This window comes from Chromohalobacter israelensis DSM 3043 (assembly GCF_000055785.1).
In the GTDB taxonomy this organism is placed as follows: Bacteria; Pseudomonadota; Gammaproteobacteria; order Pseudomonadales; family Halomonadaceae; genus Chromohalobacter; species Chromohalobacter israelensis.
Genome location: NC_007963.1, coordinates 454,744 through 470,499 on the forward strand (window position 1 = coordinate 454,744; position 15,756 = coordinate 470,499).

Below are 15,756 nucleotides of genomic sequence, written 5' to 3' on the forward strand. Positions count from 1 at the left end.
GAGGTGCTCTTTAACAAGTCGATCAGGTAATTCATGTGGGCGCTTGCCCGGGATAGGGGTGCCAGTCACGACCTATCAAGGCAAGCGACTCGTCAGAGACCTTCGGGTCTTTTTGAGAACGTTTTAGTCTTGAACCAAGTTTGGTCCGCTCAACGGACTATCAGACTTTCAACTGAAGAGTTTGATCATGGCTCAGATTGAACGCTGGCGGCAGGCCTAACACATGCAAGTCGAGCGGTAACAGGTCCAGCTTGCTGGACGCTGACGAGCGGCGGACGGGTGAGTAATGCATAGGAATCTACCCAGTCGTGGGGGATAACCTGGGGAAACCCAGGCTAATACCGCATACGTCCTACGGGAGAAAGCGGGGGCTCTTCGGACCTCGCGCGATTGGATGAGCCTATGTCGGATTAGCTGGTTGGTGGGGTAACGGCTCACCAAGGCGACGATCCGTAGCTGGTCTGAGAGGATGATCAGCCACACTGGGACTGAGACACGGCCCAGACTCCTACGGGAGGCAGCAGTGGGGAATATTGGACAATGGGCGAAAGCCTGATCCAGCCATGCCGCGTGTGTGAAGAAGGCTTTCGGGTTGTAAAGCACTTTCAGTGGGGAAGAAGGCTTGTCGGCCAATACCCGGCAAGAGCGACATCACCCACAGAAGAAGCACCGGCTAACTCCGTGCCAGCAGCCGCGGTAATACGGAGGGTGCAAGCGTTAATCGGAATTACTGGGCGTAAAGCGCGCGTAGGCGGCTTGTCACGCCGGGTGTGAAAGCCCCGGGCTCAACCTGGGAACGGCATCCGGAACGGGCAGGCTAGAGTGCAGGAGAGGAAGGTAGAATTCCCGGTGTAGCGGTGAAATGCGTAGAGATCGGGAGGAATACCAGTGGCGAAGGCGGCCTTCTGGACTGACACTGACGCTGAGGTGCGAAAGCGTGGGTAGCAAACAGGATTAGATACCCTGGTAGTCCACGCCGTAAACGATGTCGACTAGCCGTTGGGTCCCTTGAGGACTTAGTGGCGCAGTTAACGCGATAAGTCGACCGCCTGGGGAGTACGGCCGCAAGGTTAAAACTCAAATGAATTGACGGGGGCCCGCACAAGCGGTGGAGCATGTGGTTTAATTCGATGCAACGCGAAGAACCTTACCTACCCTTGACATCCTGCGAACCCGGAAGAGATTCCGGGGTGCCTTCGGGAGCGCAGAGACAGGTGCTGCATGGCTGTCGTCAGCTCGTGTTGTGAAATGTTGGGTTAAGTCCCGTAACGAGCGCAACCCTTGTCCCTATTTGCCAGCGATTCGGTCGGGAACTCTAGGGAGACTGCCGGTGACAAACCGGAGGAAGGTGGGGACGACGTCAAGTCATCATGGCCCTTACGGGTAGGGCTACACACGTGCTACAATGGCCGGTACAAAGGGTTGCGAAGCCGCGAGGTGAAGCCAATCCCAGAAAGCCGGCCTCAGTCCGGATTGGAGTCTGCAACTCGACTCCATGAAGTCGGAATCGCTAGTAATCGTGCATCAGAATGGCACGGTGAATACGTTCCCGGGCCTTGTACACACCGCCCGTCACACCATGGGAGTGGACTGCACCAGAAGTGGTTAGCCTAACTTCGGAGGGCGATCACCACGGTGTGGTTCATGACTGGGGTGAAGTCGTAACAAGGTAGCCGTAGGGGAACCTGCGGCTGGATCACCTCCTTAAACGACGGTGCACACCCTACCCGGGTAAGCGCTCACAATGAATTACCTGATCGAAGCAGAGCAACGACTGTTTGGGTCCTGGACCCAGTGGTAAGCCGGGTCTGTAGCTCAGTTGGTTAGAGCGCACCCCTGATAAGGGTGAGGTCGGCAGTTCAAGTCTGCCCAGACCCACCAATTTTATCCAGTTCAGCGTTATGTCGTGACTCGCCTAGCAGGCTAGGTGTCGCCACAAAATGCCTTGACCTGAATAAACTATCCCATGTCACATGGGAAGCATCAGAGGGGCCTTAGCTCAGCTGGGAGAGCGCCTGCCTTGCACGCAGGAGGTCACCGGTTCGATCCCGGTAGGCTCCACCATCCCGACAGTCGACTCATCAAGCCCTAAGCCGTGTGCTTTCTCGCAAAGCCTACCGCTTAGAGCTTTTGCTCTAACGCTCTTTAACAATGTGGAACAAGCTGACAAAGCAAGACGATACGTCTCAAGCGTATCCGGCAATTATCGTGTTCATCCACGATCAGACCCTTTGGGGTTATATGGTCAAGCGATGAAGCGCATACGGTGGATGCCTAGGCAGCCAGAGGCGATGAAGGACGTTGTAGCCTGCGAAAAGGCTCGGTGAGGTGGCAAACAACCTGCGACCCGGGCATGTCCGAATGGGGAAACCCACTCATCACAAGATGAGTATCCCGTACTGAATTCATAGGTGCGGGAGGCGAACCGGGGGAACTGAAACATCTAAGTACCCCGAGGAAAAGAAATCAACCGAGATTCCCTCAGTAGCGGCGAGCGAACGGGGACCAGCCCTTAAGTCAATGCACGGTTAGGTGAACGGCCTGGAAAGGCCGGCCATAGTGGGTGATAGCCCCGTAACCGAAAACCCGCATTGGTGAAATCGAGTAGGTCGGGGCACGTGAAACCTTGACTGAAGACGGGGGGACCATCCTCCAAGGCTAAATACTCCTGGCTGACCGATAGTGAACCAGTACCGTGAGGGAAAGGCGAAAAGAACCCCGGAGAGGGGAGTGAAATAGATCCTGAAACCGTATGCGTACAAGCAGTGGGAGCACGTTTCGGCGTGTGACCGCGTACCTTTTGTATAATGGGTCAGCGACTTATATTCAGTGGCGAGCTTAACCGAGTAGGGGAGGCGTAGGGAAACCGAGTCTTAACTGGGCGACCAGTCGCTGGATATAGACCCGAAACCGGGCGATCTATCCATGGCCAGGGTGAAGGTTGAGTAACATCAACTGGAGGCCCGAACCCAAGTATGTTGAAAAATGCTGGGATGAGCTGTGGATCGGAGTGAAAGGCTAATCAAGCCCGGAGATAGCTGGTTCTCCTCGAAAGCTATTTAGGTAGCGCCTCACGTATCACCGCCGGGGGTAGAGCACTGTTTCGGCTAGGGGGCCATCCCGGCTTACCAACCCGAGGCAAACTCCGAATACCGGTGAGTGCAGCGTGGGAGACACACAGCGGGTGCTAACGTCCGTTGTGAAAAGGGAAACAACCCAGACCGTCAGCTAAGGCCCCAAAATCCTGGTTAAGTGGGAAACGATGTGGGAAGGCTTAGACAGCTAGGAGGTTGGCTTAGAAGCAGCCATCCTTTAAAGAAAGCGTAATAGCTCACTAGTCGAGTCGGCCTGCGCGGAAGATGTAACGGGGCTCAAACCAGGTGCCGAAGCTACGGGCTCATCCTTCGGATGAGCGGTAGAGGAGCGTCGTGTACGCCTGCGAAGGTGAGTCGAGAGGCTTGCTGGAGGTATCACGAGTGCGAATGCTGACATGAGTAACGATAAGGGGCGTGAAAACCGCCCCCGCCGGAAGACCAAGGGTTTCTGTTCGACGTCAATCGGAGCAGAGTGAGTCGGCCCCTAAGGCGAGGCCGAAAGGCGTAGTCGATGGGAAACGGGTTAATATTCCCGTACCGGATGTGATTGCGATGGGGGGACGAAGAAGGCTAGGTGAGCCAGGCGTTGGTTGTCCTGGTGAAAGCCCGTAGGCCGAGGATTCAGGCAAATCCGGATCCTCAAGGCCGAGAGGCGAGACGAACAGACTACGGTCTGGAAGTCATCGATGCCACGCTTCCAGGAAAAGCCTCTAAGCTTCAGATCACATGCGACCGTACCCCAAACCGACACAGGTGGTCAGGGTGAGAATCCCAAGGCGCTTGAGAGAACTCGGGTGAAGGAACTAGGCAAAATGGCACCGTAACTTCGGGAGAAGGTGCGCCGGTGGCGGTGACGGCCCTCGCGGCCCGAGCTGCCACCGGTCGAAGATACCAGGTGGCTGCAACTGTTTATTAAAAACACAGCACTCTGCTAACGCGTAAGCGGACGTATAGGGTGTGACGCCTGCCCGGTGCCGGAAGGTTAAGTGATGGCGTTAGCTCCGGCGACGCGCTTGATCGAAGCCCCGGTAAACGGCGGCCGTAACTATAACGGTCCTAAGGTAGCGAAATTCCTTGTCGGGTAAGTTCCGACCTGCACGAATGGCGTAATGATGGCCACGCTGTCTCCACCCGAGACTCAGTGAAATTGAAATCGCCGTGAAGATGCGGTGTCCCCGCGGCTAGACGGAAAGACCCCGTGAACCTTTACTATAGCTTCACACTGGACGCTGATGTTGCTTGTGTAGGATAGCTGGGAGGCTTGGAACCCGGGACGCCAGTCCCGGGGGAGCCAACCTTGAAATACCAGCCTGGCATCATCGGCGTTCTAACTTGGGCCCGTTATCCGGGTCGAGGACAGTGTGTGGTGGGTAGTTTGACTGGGGCGGTCTCCTCCCAAAGCGTAACGGAGGAGCACGAAGGTACCCTCAGCACGGTTGGAAATCGTGCAATGAGTGCAAGAGCATAAGGGTGCTTGACTGCGAGACAGACACGTCGAGCAGGTACGAAAGTAGGTTCTAGTGATCCGGTGGTTCTGTATGGAAGGGCCATCGCTCAACGGATAAAAGGTACTCCGGGGATAACAGGCTGATACCGCCCAAGAGTTCACATCGACGGCGGTGTTTGGCACCTCGATGTCGGCTCATCACATCCTGGGGCTGAAGTCGGTCCCAAGGGTATGGCTGTTCGCCATTTAAAGTGGTACGCGAGCTGGGTTTAGAACGTCGTGAGACAGTTCGGTCCCTATCTGCCGTGGGCGTTGGAGATTTGAGAAGGGCTGCTCCTAGTACGAGAGGACCGGAGTGGACGCACCTCTGGTGTTCCGGTTGTCACGCCAGTGGCATTGCCGGGTAGCTATGTGCGGACGGGATAACCGCTGAAGGCATCTAAGCGGGAAGCCCCCTTCAAGATGAGATCTCCCCGAGGCCTCGAGCCTCCTGAAGGGCCCAGCGAGACCAGCTGGTTGATAGGCACGGTGTGGAAGCGCTGCAAGGCGTTGAGCTAACGTGTACTAATGGCCCGTGAGGCTTGACCATATAACACCCAAAGGGTCTTGTATGAACACGACCGGGTGCGCATGAGACGTAACGTGTCGGCTTGTTCCCATTGCGTCGATGGCCTCGGTGAGGCGATCGACACCAGTTCCGCCTGACGACCATAGCGAGCGGGTCCCACCTGACCCCATGCCGAACTCAGCAGTGAAACCGCTCAGCGCCGATGGTAGTGTGGGGCCTCCCCATGCGAGAGTAGGTCATCGTCAGGCATTTATCCCGGAAACCCCCGTTGGCCCAGGCCAGCGGGGGTTTTTTCGTGGGCGGGTGGCGCGCCGTTTGTCGGGGACAGCTCCCGCACGGCCGCCGATTTGTTGCGCTTTGGTCGGGCACGCTCCCCCGGCGAGCCGCATTTCGTTAGAATGTCGTTTTTTCCCGACGGGGACGACCGGAATGACGATTGGCGACTTGATTCGTCTGCTGAGCGACGGCGAGTACCACTCCGGCGAACAATTGGGCGAAAAGCTCGGTGTGTCGCGCACCGCAGTGTGGAAGCAGCTCAAGAAGCTGGAATCCATGGGGCTTCAGCTCGAAGCGGTCAAAGGGCTGGGATACCGTCTGACCGCACCGTTGGACCTGCTTTCCGGCCCGGCCATCATAGAAAGGCTGCCGGCGGAGCCTCGTCATCACCTGACGCGCCTGTTCGTCGAAGACGAGCTCGTGTCGACGAACAGCTTCCTGCGCGAACGTTTCCAGCAGGGTGCCGGACATGCCGAGGTATGCTTGGCGGAGAGCCAGACCGCTGGCCGAGGCCGGCGTGGACGCGACTGGCTCTCCCCGTGGGGACGTGGCCTGGTGTTTTCGCTGGGGTGGCGTTTCGACGAGGGGGCCTCGGCGCTGGAGGGCTTGAGCCTGGCGGTCGGCGTGGTATTGGCGGAAGTGCTGGAGCAGCTTTCGGCATCGGTGGCGCTCAAATGGCCCAACGACGTCCTGCTGTGTCGAGAGCAGGGACCTGCCAAGCTGGCAGGCATACTGCTGGAGGTCAGTGGTGATGTGGCCGGTCCTTGCGAGGTGGTGATCGGCATCGGGCTCAACGTCGAGCTCCCCGACAGCCTTCGCGAGAGCGTGGATCAGCCCATCGCGGCATTGCGCGACGTAGTGCCGAGCGTCTCGCGGAATGCCCTGGCCGCCTCCTTGATCGAAGCCCTGCTGGGCATGCTGCCGCGTTTCGAGACGCATGGTTTCGAGCCATGGCGTGATGCATGGAATCGTCGCAATGCCTATGCAGGGCAGGAAATCGATGTCCACCAGGGCACGCAGGCCTATGTGGCGGTGGCCGAGGGGGTGGATGATACCGGCAACCTGCGCGTCAACGTCGACGGACAAGCCCGGCTCCTGGCCGGTGGTGAAATCAGCCTGCGCCTACGCTCATGATTCTGGACCTGGATATCGGCAATACGCTCTCCAAGTGGCGCCTGAAGGATGTCGCCAGCAGCGAGATCCGCTCACGCGGTGCCGTGTGGACGCGCGAGGAGTGGCGCCCGGGTGCCGACATACCGGACCTCGATGTGGTCGAGGCGGTACGGATATCGAGCGTGGCTCGGGCCTCGGTGCTGCGCGATACGGTGGCGCTGTTGCGTCGGCAGGTCGGCGCCGTGCATGTCGCGCGCTCGACGCCGGAGGCCCTGGGCGTCAGCTGCGGGTATGAAGAGCCCGCCCGCCTGGGGGTCGATCGCTGGATGGGAGTGCTCGCCGGCTATCAGCTGACGGGCGGTTGCTGTAGCGTCGATTGCGGCAGTGCGATCACCATGGACTTCGTGCTGCCCGGTGGCCGTCACCTGGGGGGGTACATCATTCCCGGGCTGCGCTTGATGAAGGAAAGCCTCAAGTTGGGGACGCGCAACGTGGCCATCGATCCCGACAGCGAGGCGGACGAGCTGCTGGCCCCCGGCCGCAATACCGTCGAGGCGGTCAATCACGGTATCTACATGTCAGCGGTGAGTGCCGTCAATCGTATCTACAGTGAAGTGTGCGATCGCGAGGGTGTGGCGCTACCGCTGTTGCTCACGGGCGGGGATGCACGGGTCGTGTCGCGGGGACTGCGTGTCCCTCATGCGATATGGCCCGACATGGTCTATGCAGGACTCGAAACCTGCTTCCCGATGACGGCCGCCGAGCGTGCCGGGCGACTGTCCGGTGCGCCGCCCCCGCCGCCAGCGCCGCCATTGGAAAAAGTGCGTGCCAGCCTTGCATTCTCGATGCTGCTTTGACACAATGCTGCGCGTTTCGGGCCGACGGAGTCGCGGCGAGAGAAAAAGCATTGTAAAATAAGTGCTTGACACATCTCTCAAAAGCCGTAGAATTCGTCGCCACGTTGGAGGGGTTCCCGAGTGGCCAAAGGGAGCAGACTGTAAATCTGCCGCGAAAGCTTCGAAGGTTCGAATCCTTCCCCCTCCACCAGATTTGATGCTTGATCGTCAGCCTGTGGACGCAAGCGAAGAGTGGGCAGGCGGGCATAGTTCAATGGTAGAACCTCAGCCTTCCAAGCTGATGATGCGGGTTCGATCCCCGCTGCCCGCTCCAAGTTGAATGCTCATGTAGCTCAGGGGTAGAGCACACCCTTGGTAAGGGTGAGGTCGACGGTTCAAATCCGTCCATGAGCTCCATAATTGGCGAGAGTCTCTCGCTCAGGTGTTACGCAATTGGGTTGCCTTCCTAGTTGTCGTTAGCTATCATGGCGCGCGCTGTAGCAAATGCGCTACCAGCAAGCGTCAGGTTGCAGAGTATAGGCCAGTAGCTCAATTGGCAGAGCAGCGGTCTCCAAAACCGCAGGTTGGGGGTTCGATTCCCTCCTGGCCTGCCAGCCTTCCTCAGCGCTGGTTCTTCCTTTATTCTTTCTTGTTACGCTTGCCGCGCCTTTAGGAGTCCCTTTCCATGAAACAAAGCGCCGAGGTGCAAGGGTCGCGCTACGATGTCGCCAAGTGGGCGCTCGTCGTCATTCTTGTCGTTCTGGCGGTGGCAGGCAATGCATATTTTGCCGATCAAGCGCTGCTGTATCGCGTGCTGGGCGTCGTGGCACTGGGTGTTGCCGCCGCTGCGGTTGCCTTGACCACCACCAAGGGGCGTGCCCTGGCCGAGCTGGCACGTGGTTCTCGCAAGGAGATCCGGCGCGTGGTATGGCCGACGCGCCCCGAGACCATCCAGACAACCGCCATCGTCCTGGTCGCCGTGCTGCTGGTCGGCATCATGCTGTGGCTGATCGATACGCTTCTCGGCTGGATCATGTCCGGCATCATAGGTTAGGAGTTTTCATGTCCAAGCGTTGGTACGTCGTCCACGCCTACTCCGGCTTCGAAAAGCATGTGATGCGCTCCCTGATGGAGCGCGTCAAGATGTATGGCATGGAAGACCAGTTTGGCGAAATTCTGGTGCCGACCGAAGAAGTCGTCGAGATGCGTGATGGCAAGCGCCGCAAGAGCGAGCGCAAGTTCTATCCCGGGTACGTGCTGGTCGAGATGGAAATGACCGATGCGTCCTGGCACCTGGTGAACGAAACGCCACGCGTGATGGGGTTCATCGGCGGTACGCCGGAAAAGCCGGCGCCGATCACGCAGAAGGAAGCCGATGGCATTCTGCGTCGTGTGCAGGATGGCACGGACAAGCCGCGCCCCAAGACGTTGTTCGATCCGGGCGAGACCGTGCGTGTCGTGGATGGCCCCTTTGCCGACTTCAACGGCGTCGTGGAAGAGGTCAACTACGAGAAGAGCCGTCTGCAGGTCAGTGTGCTGATCTTCGGGCGTTCCACGCCAGTGGAGCTCGAGTTCGCGCAGGTCGAGAAAGACTGAATTCAATGCGCCGGCTTTCGTGAGCCGGTGCATGTCGTGGAGGCCTCCGGGCCTCGCTGAACCGGGGAGCCGCAAGGCGCTAACACCCAACTGGAGTTAAACATGGCGAAGAAAGTACAGGCCTATATCAAGCTGCAGGTTGCAGCGGGCAAGGCCAACCCGAGTCCCCCCGTGGGCCCCGCGCTGGGTCAGCACGGCGTCAATATCATGGAGTTCTGCAAGGCGTTCAACGCCGAGACCCAGGATATCGAGCCCGGACTGCCGACACCGGTCGTCATCACGGTCTATTCCGACCGCAGCTTCACCTTCATCACCAAGACGCCGCCGGCGGCTGTGCTGTTGAAGAAGGCAGCGGGTATCAAATCCGGCTCCGGCGTGCCGAACAAGACCAAGGTCGGTACCGTGACACGCGAACAGCTGGAAGAGATCGCCAAGACCAAGGAGCCCGATTTGACGGCTTCCGACCTCGATGCGGCTGTCCGCACCATCGCAGGCAGTGCCCGTAGCATGGGCCTCAACGTGGAGGGTCTCTGATCATGGCCAAGCTTACCAAGCGCGCGCAGATGCTCCGCGAAAAGGTCGACACGTCCAAGGTCTATAACCTGGAAGACGCCGTCGCTCTGCTGTCCGAAGTGTCTACGGTCAAGTTCAAGGAATCCGTCGAAGTCTCCATCAACCTCGGCGTCGATCCGCGCAAATCCGACCAGGTCGTGCGTGGCGCTACCGTCATGCCCAACGGCACGGGCAAAGATGCCCGCGTTGCCGTCTTCGCGCAGGGCGCTGCCGCTGACGCCGCGAAGGAAGCCGGTGCCGATGTGGTCGGCATGGAAGACCTGGCCGAAGAAGTGAAGAAGGGCAACCTGGACTTCGATGTCGTGGTCGCCGCTCCCGATGCCATGCGCGTCGTCGGCCAGCTGGGTCAGATCCTCGGCCCGCGCGGCCTGATGCCGAACCCCAAGGTCGGCACCGTGACGCCCGATGTCGCCACGGCCGTCAAGAACGCCAAGGCAGGTCAGGTGCGTTTCCGTACCGACAAGAACGGCATCATCCATGCTGCGATCGGCAAGGTCGATTTCGATGCCAGCGCCATCAAGGGCAACCTGGATGCACTGGTGGGCGACCTCAAGCGTCTCAAGCCCAGCACGTCCAAGGGCGTCTACTTCAAGAAAATCACCCTGTCCACTACCATGGGGCCAGGGCTGACCGTGGATCACAGCGCTTACGTGTGATTCCCGGTAACAGGCAGTAACTTTGCGGTCCCCGTGCGCGACGTCAAGGCGTGACGGCGGGGCACCGTCAAAGACCGCAGGTGCCGTGCTTCGTGCGCGAAGCCGGCTTAATCGACCTGAAAAGGTGCCTGCGCAGATGGTGTTGCCGCCAGTCTTCTGGTGAGCACCATCACCCAGGCCCCCCACCGCCGCAAGGACCGGAGGGGGGAGATGGTAACCACCGGAACGCCCGGCAGGGCTTCCGGCACGAAGGAGTGATCACTGTGCCACTAGCACTCGAAGGCAAGAAAGCGATCGTTGCCGAGGTCAGTGAAGCCGCACAAGATGCGCTCTCCGTCGTCGTTGCCGATTCTCGTGGTGTGGCTGTCAGCGCGATGACCGAATTGCGCAAGCAGGCACGCGAGAATGGCGTGCAGGTCCGTGTTGTGCGCAACACCCTGGCACGCCGCGCCCTCGAGGGCACTCCCTGGGAGTGCCTGAACGAGACCTTCTCGGGCCCGACTCTGTTGGCCTTCTCCTATGAGCACCCGGGCGCTGCCGCTCGCTTGTTCAAGGAGTTCGCCAAGAACGAGAAGGACTTCGAGGTCAAGGCGCTGGCATACGAAGGCGAGTTCATCCCGGCTTCCGAACTCGACCGCCTGGCGACGCTGCCGACTCGCGACGAAGCCATCGCCAAGCTGATGTCCGTCATGAAGGAAGCATCGGCCGGCAAGCTGGTTCGTACTCTCGCTGCGTTGCGTGACCAGAAACAGGAAGAAGCCGCCTGATCGGCGAGCCTTCCGACACTCTGGCACGAACCCTGTATCAATGAGCCCGCTGATCGCGAGGCTCCCGCAAAGTTAGGAATGTGACAATGGCACTGACTCAAGAAGACATCATCAACGCCGTCGCCGAAATGTCCGTGATGGAAGTGGCTGAACTGATTTCCGCCATGGAAGAAAAGTTCGGCGTTTCCGCTGCTGCAGCCGTCGTGGCTGGCCCGGGCGCTGGTGGTGAAGGCGAAGCTGCCGAAGAACAGACCGAATTCGACCTGGTGCTGACCGGCGCTGGCGACAAGAAGGTCAACGTCATCAAGGTGGTCCGCGAGATCACCGGGCTGGGCCTCAAGGAAGCCAAGGGTGCCGTCGACGGCGTCCCGGCGACCCTCAAGGAAGGCATGTCCAAGGAAGATGCCGAAGCAGCCAAGACCAAGCTGGAAGAAGCTGGCGCATCCGTGGAACTCAAGTAACTTCGGTGACCATGGCTCTACGCGCTGCGTAAGCTTCATGGCTGGCGGCGGGCTCTCCCGCTGCCGGCCTTTTTCTGTTGCTGCTAGCCAGAATGCCACGTGTCTGACTAGACGAATTCCGACGGCGAGCTCTTTTGGGGGCTTGCCGTCAGCGCCTGACGGGGAGTCCCTTCAGGCGGCGCCGACCACGCACCGGTCACCCAAGGTGAACAAGCTGGGGAATACAGATGGCTTACTCATACACTGAGAAAAAACGCATCCGCAAGGATTTCGGCAAACTGCCCCAAGTGATGGATGTGCCTTACCTGCTGGCCATTCAGCTTGATTCCTACTTCGACTTCCTCCAGCAGGACCGGGCGATCGAAGAACGTCTCGACGTCGGCTTGCATGCTGCTTTCAAGTCCGTGTTCCCGATCGAGAGCTTTTCCGGCAATGCCGCTCTCGAGTATGTCAGCTATCGCTTTGGCACCCCGGCGTTCGACGTCAAGGAATGCCAACTGCGTGGCGTGACCTATTCGGCGCCGCTGCGGGTCAAGGTGCGCTTGATCATCTATGACAAGGACTCGTCCACCAAGGCGATCAAGGACATCAAGGAGCAGGAAGTCTACATGGGGGAAATCCCCCTGATGACCGAGAACGGTACCTTCGTCGTCAACGGTACCGAGCGCGTCATCGTCTCCCAGCTCCATCGCTCGCCGGGTGTGTTCTTCGACCACGACAAGGGCAAGAGCCACTCGTCCGGCAAGCTGCTGTACTCCGCGCGTATCATTCCGTATCGCGGTTCCTGGCTGGATTTCGAGTTCGATCCCAAGGACAACGTCTACGTGCGTATCGACCGTCGCCGCAAGCTGCCGGCCACGGTGCTGCTGCGTGCGCTGGGCATGAGCGCCGAGGAGATCCTCGAGACATTTTTCGACACCAGCACCTTCCATATCGAGAAGTCGGGCTTCAGTGTCGAACTGGTGCCTTCGCGGCTGCGCGGTGAAACGGCCACCTTCGACATCAAGGATGGCGAGGGCAACCTCATCGTCGAGGAAGGTCGCCGGATTACCCAGAAGCACATTCGCCAGATGGAAAAAGCCGGCCTCGAGCGTCTCGACGTGCCGATGGAGTACCTGTTCGGCAAGACCCTGGCCAAGGATCAGGTCGATCCGAACACCGGCGAGCTGGTCTGCGAATGCAATACCGAGATCACCCCCGAGCTGCTCGAGAAGATCGGGCAGGCGGGGATCACGACGCTCGAGACGCTGTATACCAACGACCTCGACACGGGGCCGTTCGTCTCCGATACGTTGAAGATCGACACCACGCACTCTCAGCTCGAGGCGTTGGTCGAGATCTATCGCATGATGCGTCCCGGCGAGCCGCCCACCAAGGAAGCGGCCGAGACGCTGTTCCACAACCTGTTCTTCACCGAGGACCGTTACGACCTCTCGGGCGTCGGTCGGATGAAGTTTAATCGCCGCCTGCGCCGTGAAGGCGACACGGGCTCCGGCGTGCTCGACAACCAGGACATCCTCGATGTCATGCGCGAGCTGATCAATATCCGTAACGGCTTCGGCGAAGTCGACGATATCGATCACCTGGGCAACCGCCGCATCCGCTGCGTCGGCGAGATGGCCGAAAACCAGTTCCGCGTGGGCCTGGTGCGCGTCGAGCGTGCGGTCAAGGAGCGTCTCTCCATGGCGGAGAGCGAAGGCCTGATGCCGCAGGACCTGATCAACGCCAAGCCGGTGGCGGCCGCGGTCAAGGAGTTCTTCGGCTCCAGCCAGCTGTCGCAGTTCATGGACCAGAACAACCCGCTTTCCGAGGTCACGCACAAGCGTCGCGTGTCCGCGCTCGGGCCGGGTGGTCTGACCCGCGAACGCGCCGGTTTCGAGGTCCGCGACGTTCACGCGACCCACTATGGTCGCCTGTGTCCGATCGAGACGCTGGAAGGCCCCAACATCGGCCTGATCAACTCGTTGGCGACCTACAGTCACACCAACAGCTATGGTTTCCTCGAGACGCCGTATCGCAAGGTGGTTGACCGCCAGGTCACCGATGAGGTCGTGCACCTGTCGGCCATCGAGGAAGGCGACTTCATCATCGCCCAGGCTTCGGCCACGGTGGATGAGTCCAACAAGCTGACCGACGACCTGGTGCAGGTCCGCCACAAGGGCGAGACGACCTTCATGGCGCCCGACAAGGTCACCCTGATGGACGTCTCGCCGCGTCAGGTGGTGTCCGTGGCGGCGGCGCTGATCCCGTTCCTCGAGCACGATGACGCCAACCGCGCCCTGATGGGCTCGAACATGCAGCGTCAGGCGGTACCGACCCTGAAGGCGGAAAAGCCTCTGGTGGGGACGGGCATGGAGCGCTTCGTGGCACGCGACTCCGGTGTCTGCGCGGTAGCCCGGCGTGGCGGCGTGATCGACTCCGTCGATGCCAAGCGCATCGTGGTGCGGATCAACGAGGACGAGATCATCGGCGGCGAAGCGGGCGTCGATATCTACAACCTGACCAAGTACGTGCGCTCCAACCAGAACACGTGCATGAACCAGCGTCCGATTGTGCGTCCCGGCGATGTAGTGGCGCGCGGCGACATCCTCGCCGACGGTCCGTCCGTCGACATGGGGGACCTGGCGCTGGGTCAGAACATGCGCATGGCCTTCATGCCGTGGAATGGCTACAACTTCGAGGACTCGATTCTGATCTCGGAGCGTGTGGTCGAAGAGGACCGCTTCACCAGCATCCACATCCAGGAGCTGACCTGTGTGTCGCGTGACACCAAGCTGGGCGCCGAAGAGATCTCCTCGGACATCCCCAACGTCGGTGAGGCGGCACTCGGCAAGCTCGACGACGCGGGCATCGTCTATATCGGTGCCGAGGTCGGCGCGGGCGACATCCTGGTGGGCAAGGTCACGCCCAAGGGCGAGACCCAGCTGACGCCGGAGGAAAAGCTCCTGCGTGCGATCTTCGGCGAGAAGGCGTCCGACGTGAAGGACACCTCGCTGCGTGCGCCGACCGGGATGAAGGGTACGGTCATCGACGTGCAGGTCTTCACCCGTGACGGGGTCGAGAAGGATTCGCGTGCGCTTTCCATCGAGCAAAGCCAGCTCGACGAAGTGCGCAAGGACCTTCAGGAAACCTATCGCATCGCCGAAGAGGCGACTTTCGAGCGTCTCAAGCGCGCCCTGATCGGTCAGCCGGTCAACGGCGGGCCCAAGCTCAAGAAAGGCGACACCCTCGACGAGGCTTACCTCGACGAGCTGCCGCGCAGCCAGTGGTTCAAGCTGCGCATGCAGGACGAGTCGCTCAACGAGCTGCTGGCCCAGGCCGACGAGCAGCTGGAGAACCGTCGCAAGGAGATGGACGAGCGTTTCGAGGACAAGAAGCGCAAGTTGACTCAAGGCGACGACCTGGCGCCGGGCGTGCTCAAGATCGTCAAGGTCTACCTGGCCGTCAAGCGTCGCATCCAGTCCGGCGACAAGATGGCGGGCCGCCACGGCAACAAGGGTGTCATTTCGTCGATCATGCCGATCGAGGACATGCCGTTCGACGATAACGGCGAGCCTGTCGATGTGGTGCTCAACCCGTTGGGCGTACCGTCGCGCATGAACGTCGGTCAAATTCTCGAGACCCACCTGGGCATGGCCGCCAACGGCCTCGGGGTCAAGATCGACCGCATGCTGCGTGATGCGCGTCAGCAGCAGGTCGCCGAGATTCGTGACTTCCTGGGGCAGGTGTACAACACCGCCGAAACGCGCCAGGAGGATATCGATTCGCTCAGCGATGACGAGATCATCACGCTGGCCAAGAACCTGCGCAGCGGCGTGCCGGTCGCGACACCGGTGTTCGACGGGGCCAAGGAGCATGAGATCAAGCATCTCTTGACCCTGGCCGACCTGCCGGATTCCGGTCAGATGACGCTCTACGACGGGCGTACGGGCGATGCCTTCGATCGCCAGGTGACGGTGGGCTACATGTACATGCTCAAGCTCAACCACCTGGTCGACGACAAGATGCACGCGCGTTCCACCGGTTCGTACTCGCTGGTCACTCAGCAACCGCTGGGCGGCAAGGCGCAGTTCGGTGGCCAGCGCTTCGGCGAGATGGAGGTCTGGGCGCTGGAAGCCTACGGCGCGGCCTACACCTTGCAGGAAATGCTGACCGTCAAGTCCGACGACGTGGAAGGGCGTACCAAGATGTACAAGAACATCGTCGACGGCGACCACTCGATGCAGGCGGGCATGCCGGAATCCTTCAACGTATTGGTGAAGGAAATCCGCTCGCTGGGTATCGATATCGAGCTGGAAGGCTGAGCGTCTCACGCTGACGAATGACGGTCCGCGGGGCCTGCGGGCCCCGCTCATGACAACTCCGCTA

The 15,756-nt window shown here is 60.1% G+C and carries 9 protein-coding genes, 6 tRNA genes and 3 rRNA genes; all 18 read left to right on the forward strand.

Annotated features, from left to right (window positions below; translation table 11 throughout):
• Window positions 1-169: 169 nt before the first annotated feature.
• A 16S ribosomal RNA gene (locus CSAL_RS02035) occupies window positions 170-1,707 on the forward strand.
• Between the two features lie 97 nt (window positions 1,708-1,804).
• A tRNA-Ile gene (locus CSAL_RS02040) sits at window positions 1,805-1,881 on the forward strand.
• 107 nt (window positions 1,882-1,988) lie between these two features.
• Window positions 1,989-2,064: transfer RNA gene (locus CSAL_RS02045), tRNA-Ala, on the forward strand.
• A gap of 179 nt (window positions 2,065-2,243) precedes the next feature.
• Window positions 2,244-5,131, forward strand: a 23S ribosomal RNA gene (locus CSAL_RS02050).
• A gap of 111 nt (window positions 5,132-5,242) precedes the next feature.
• Window positions 5,243-5,358 (forward strand): 5S ribosomal RNA (gene rrf / locus CSAL_RS02055).
• Together the 16S, 23S and 5S rRNA genes with 2 tRNA genes alongside form the textbook arrangement of a ribosomal RNA operon.
• A gap of 181 nt (window positions 5,359-5,539) precedes the next feature.
• Window positions 5,540-6,520 (forward strand): biotin--[acetyl-CoA-carboxylase] ligase, encoded by a 981-nt coding sequence (locus tag CSAL_RS02060; protein WP_011505714.1) that lies wholly within the window; start codon window positions 5,540-5,542, stop codon window positions 6,518-6,520.
• Window positions 6,517-7,356 carry a type III pantothenate kinase gene (locus tag CSAL_RS02065; RefSeq protein ID WP_011505715.1) on the forward strand — a complete coding sequence of 280 codons (840 nt, stop codon included), beginning with the start codon at window positions 6,517-6,519 and terminating at the stop codon, window positions 7,354-7,356. Before CSAL_RS02060 ends, CSAL_RS02065 begins: the two co-directional genes overlap by 4 nt.
• 106 nt (window positions 7,357-7,462) lie before the next feature.
• Window positions 7,463-7,546: transfer RNA gene (locus tag CSAL_RS02070), tRNA-Tyr, on the forward strand.
• A 49-nt stretch (window positions 7,547-7,595) separates the two neighbouring features.
• Window positions 7,596-7,669, forward strand: a tRNA-Gly gene (locus CSAL_RS02075).
• An 8-nt stretch (window positions 7,670-7,677) separates the two neighbouring features.
• Window positions 7,678-7,752: transfer RNA gene (locus tag CSAL_RS02080), tRNA-Thr, on the forward strand.
• 121 nt (window positions 7,753-7,873) lie between these two features.
• A tRNA-Trp gene (locus tag CSAL_RS02085) sits at window positions 7,874-7,949 on the forward strand.
• A 71-nt stretch (window positions 7,950-8,020) separates the two neighbouring features.
• Complete coding sequence (gene secE / locus CSAL_RS02090; protein ID WP_011505716.1) at window positions 8,021-8,389, forward strand: preprotein translocase subunit SecE; 369 nt, start codon at window positions 8,021-8,023, stop codon at window positions 8,387-8,389.
• An 8-nt stretch (window positions 8,390-8,397) separates the two neighbouring features.
• On the forward strand, window positions 8,398-8,931 hold the full coding sequence (gene nusG / locus CSAL_RS02095; protein WP_011505717.1) for a transcription termination/antitermination protein NusG: 534 nt from the start codon (window positions 8,398-8,400) through the stop codon (window positions 8,929-8,931).
• Between the two features lie 102 nt (window positions 8,932-9,033).
• Window positions 9,034-9,465, forward strand: coding sequence for a 50S ribosomal protein L11 (gene rplK / locus CSAL_RS02100; RefSeq protein WP_011505718.1), 432 nt, complete (start codon window positions 9,034-9,036; stop codon window positions 9,463-9,465).
• Window positions 9,466-9,467: 2 nt separating this feature from the next.
• Window positions 9,468-10,160 (forward strand): 50S ribosomal protein L1, encoded by a 693-nt coding sequence (gene rplA / locus CSAL_RS02105; protein WP_011505719.1) that lies wholly within the window; start codon window positions 9,468-9,470, stop codon window positions 10,158-10,160.
• Between the two features lie 263 nt (window positions 10,161-10,423).
• Window positions 10,424-10,927, forward strand: a complete 504-nt coding sequence (rplJ, locus tag CSAL_RS02110; protein WP_011505720.1) for a 50S ribosomal protein L10 — start codon at window positions 10,424-10,426, stop codon at window positions 10,925-10,927.
• A gap of 86 nt (window positions 10,928-11,013) precedes the next feature.
• Window positions 11,014-11,388 (forward strand): 50S ribosomal protein L7/L12, encoded by a 375-nt coding sequence (rplL, locus tag CSAL_RS02115; protein ID WP_011505721.1) that lies wholly within the window; start codon window positions 11,014-11,016, stop codon window positions 11,386-11,388.
• A gap of 227 nt (window positions 11,389-11,615) precedes the next feature.
• Window positions 11,616-15,692: a DNA-directed RNA polymerase subunit beta gene (gene rpoB, locus CSAL_RS02120; RefSeq protein WP_011505722.1), complete on the forward strand. Its 4,077-nt coding sequence runs from the start codon at window positions 11,616-11,618 to the stop codon at window positions 15,690-15,692.
• Window positions 15,693-15,756 lie beyond the last annotated feature (64 nt).

Bases quoted from the DNA above. Each gene is read 5' to 3' on its own strand.
- CSAL_RS02060 (WP_011505714.1), top strand. From the start codon at position 5,540: ATGACGATTGGCGACTTGATTCGTCTGCTGAGCGACGGCGAGTACCAC.
- CSAL_RS02065 (WP_011505715.1), top strand. From the start codon at position 6,517: ATGATTCTGGACCTGGATATCGGCAATACGCTCTCCAAGTGGCGCCTG.
- secE (WP_011505716.1), top strand. From the start codon at position 8,021: ATGAAACAAAGCGCCGAGGTGCAAGGGTCGCGCTACGATGTCGCCAAG.
- nusG (WP_011505717.1), top strand. From the start codon at position 8,398: ATGTCCAAGCGTTGGTACGTCGTCCACGCCTACTCCGGCTTCGAAAAG.
- rplK (WP_011505718.1), top strand. From the start codon at position 9,034: ATGGCGAAGAAAGTACAGGCCTATATCAAGCTGCAGGTTGCAGCGGGC.
- rplA (WP_011505719.1), top strand. From the start codon at position 9,468: ATGGCCAAGCTTACCAAGCGCGCGCAGATGCTCCGCGAAAAGGTCGAC.
- rplL (WP_011505721.1), top strand. From the start codon at position 11,014: ATGGCACTGACTCAAGAAGACATCATCAACGCCGTCGCCGAAATGTCC.
- rpoB (WP_011505722.1), top strand. From the start codon at position 11,616: ATGGCTTACTCATACACTGAGAAAAAACGCATCCGCAAGGATTTCGGC.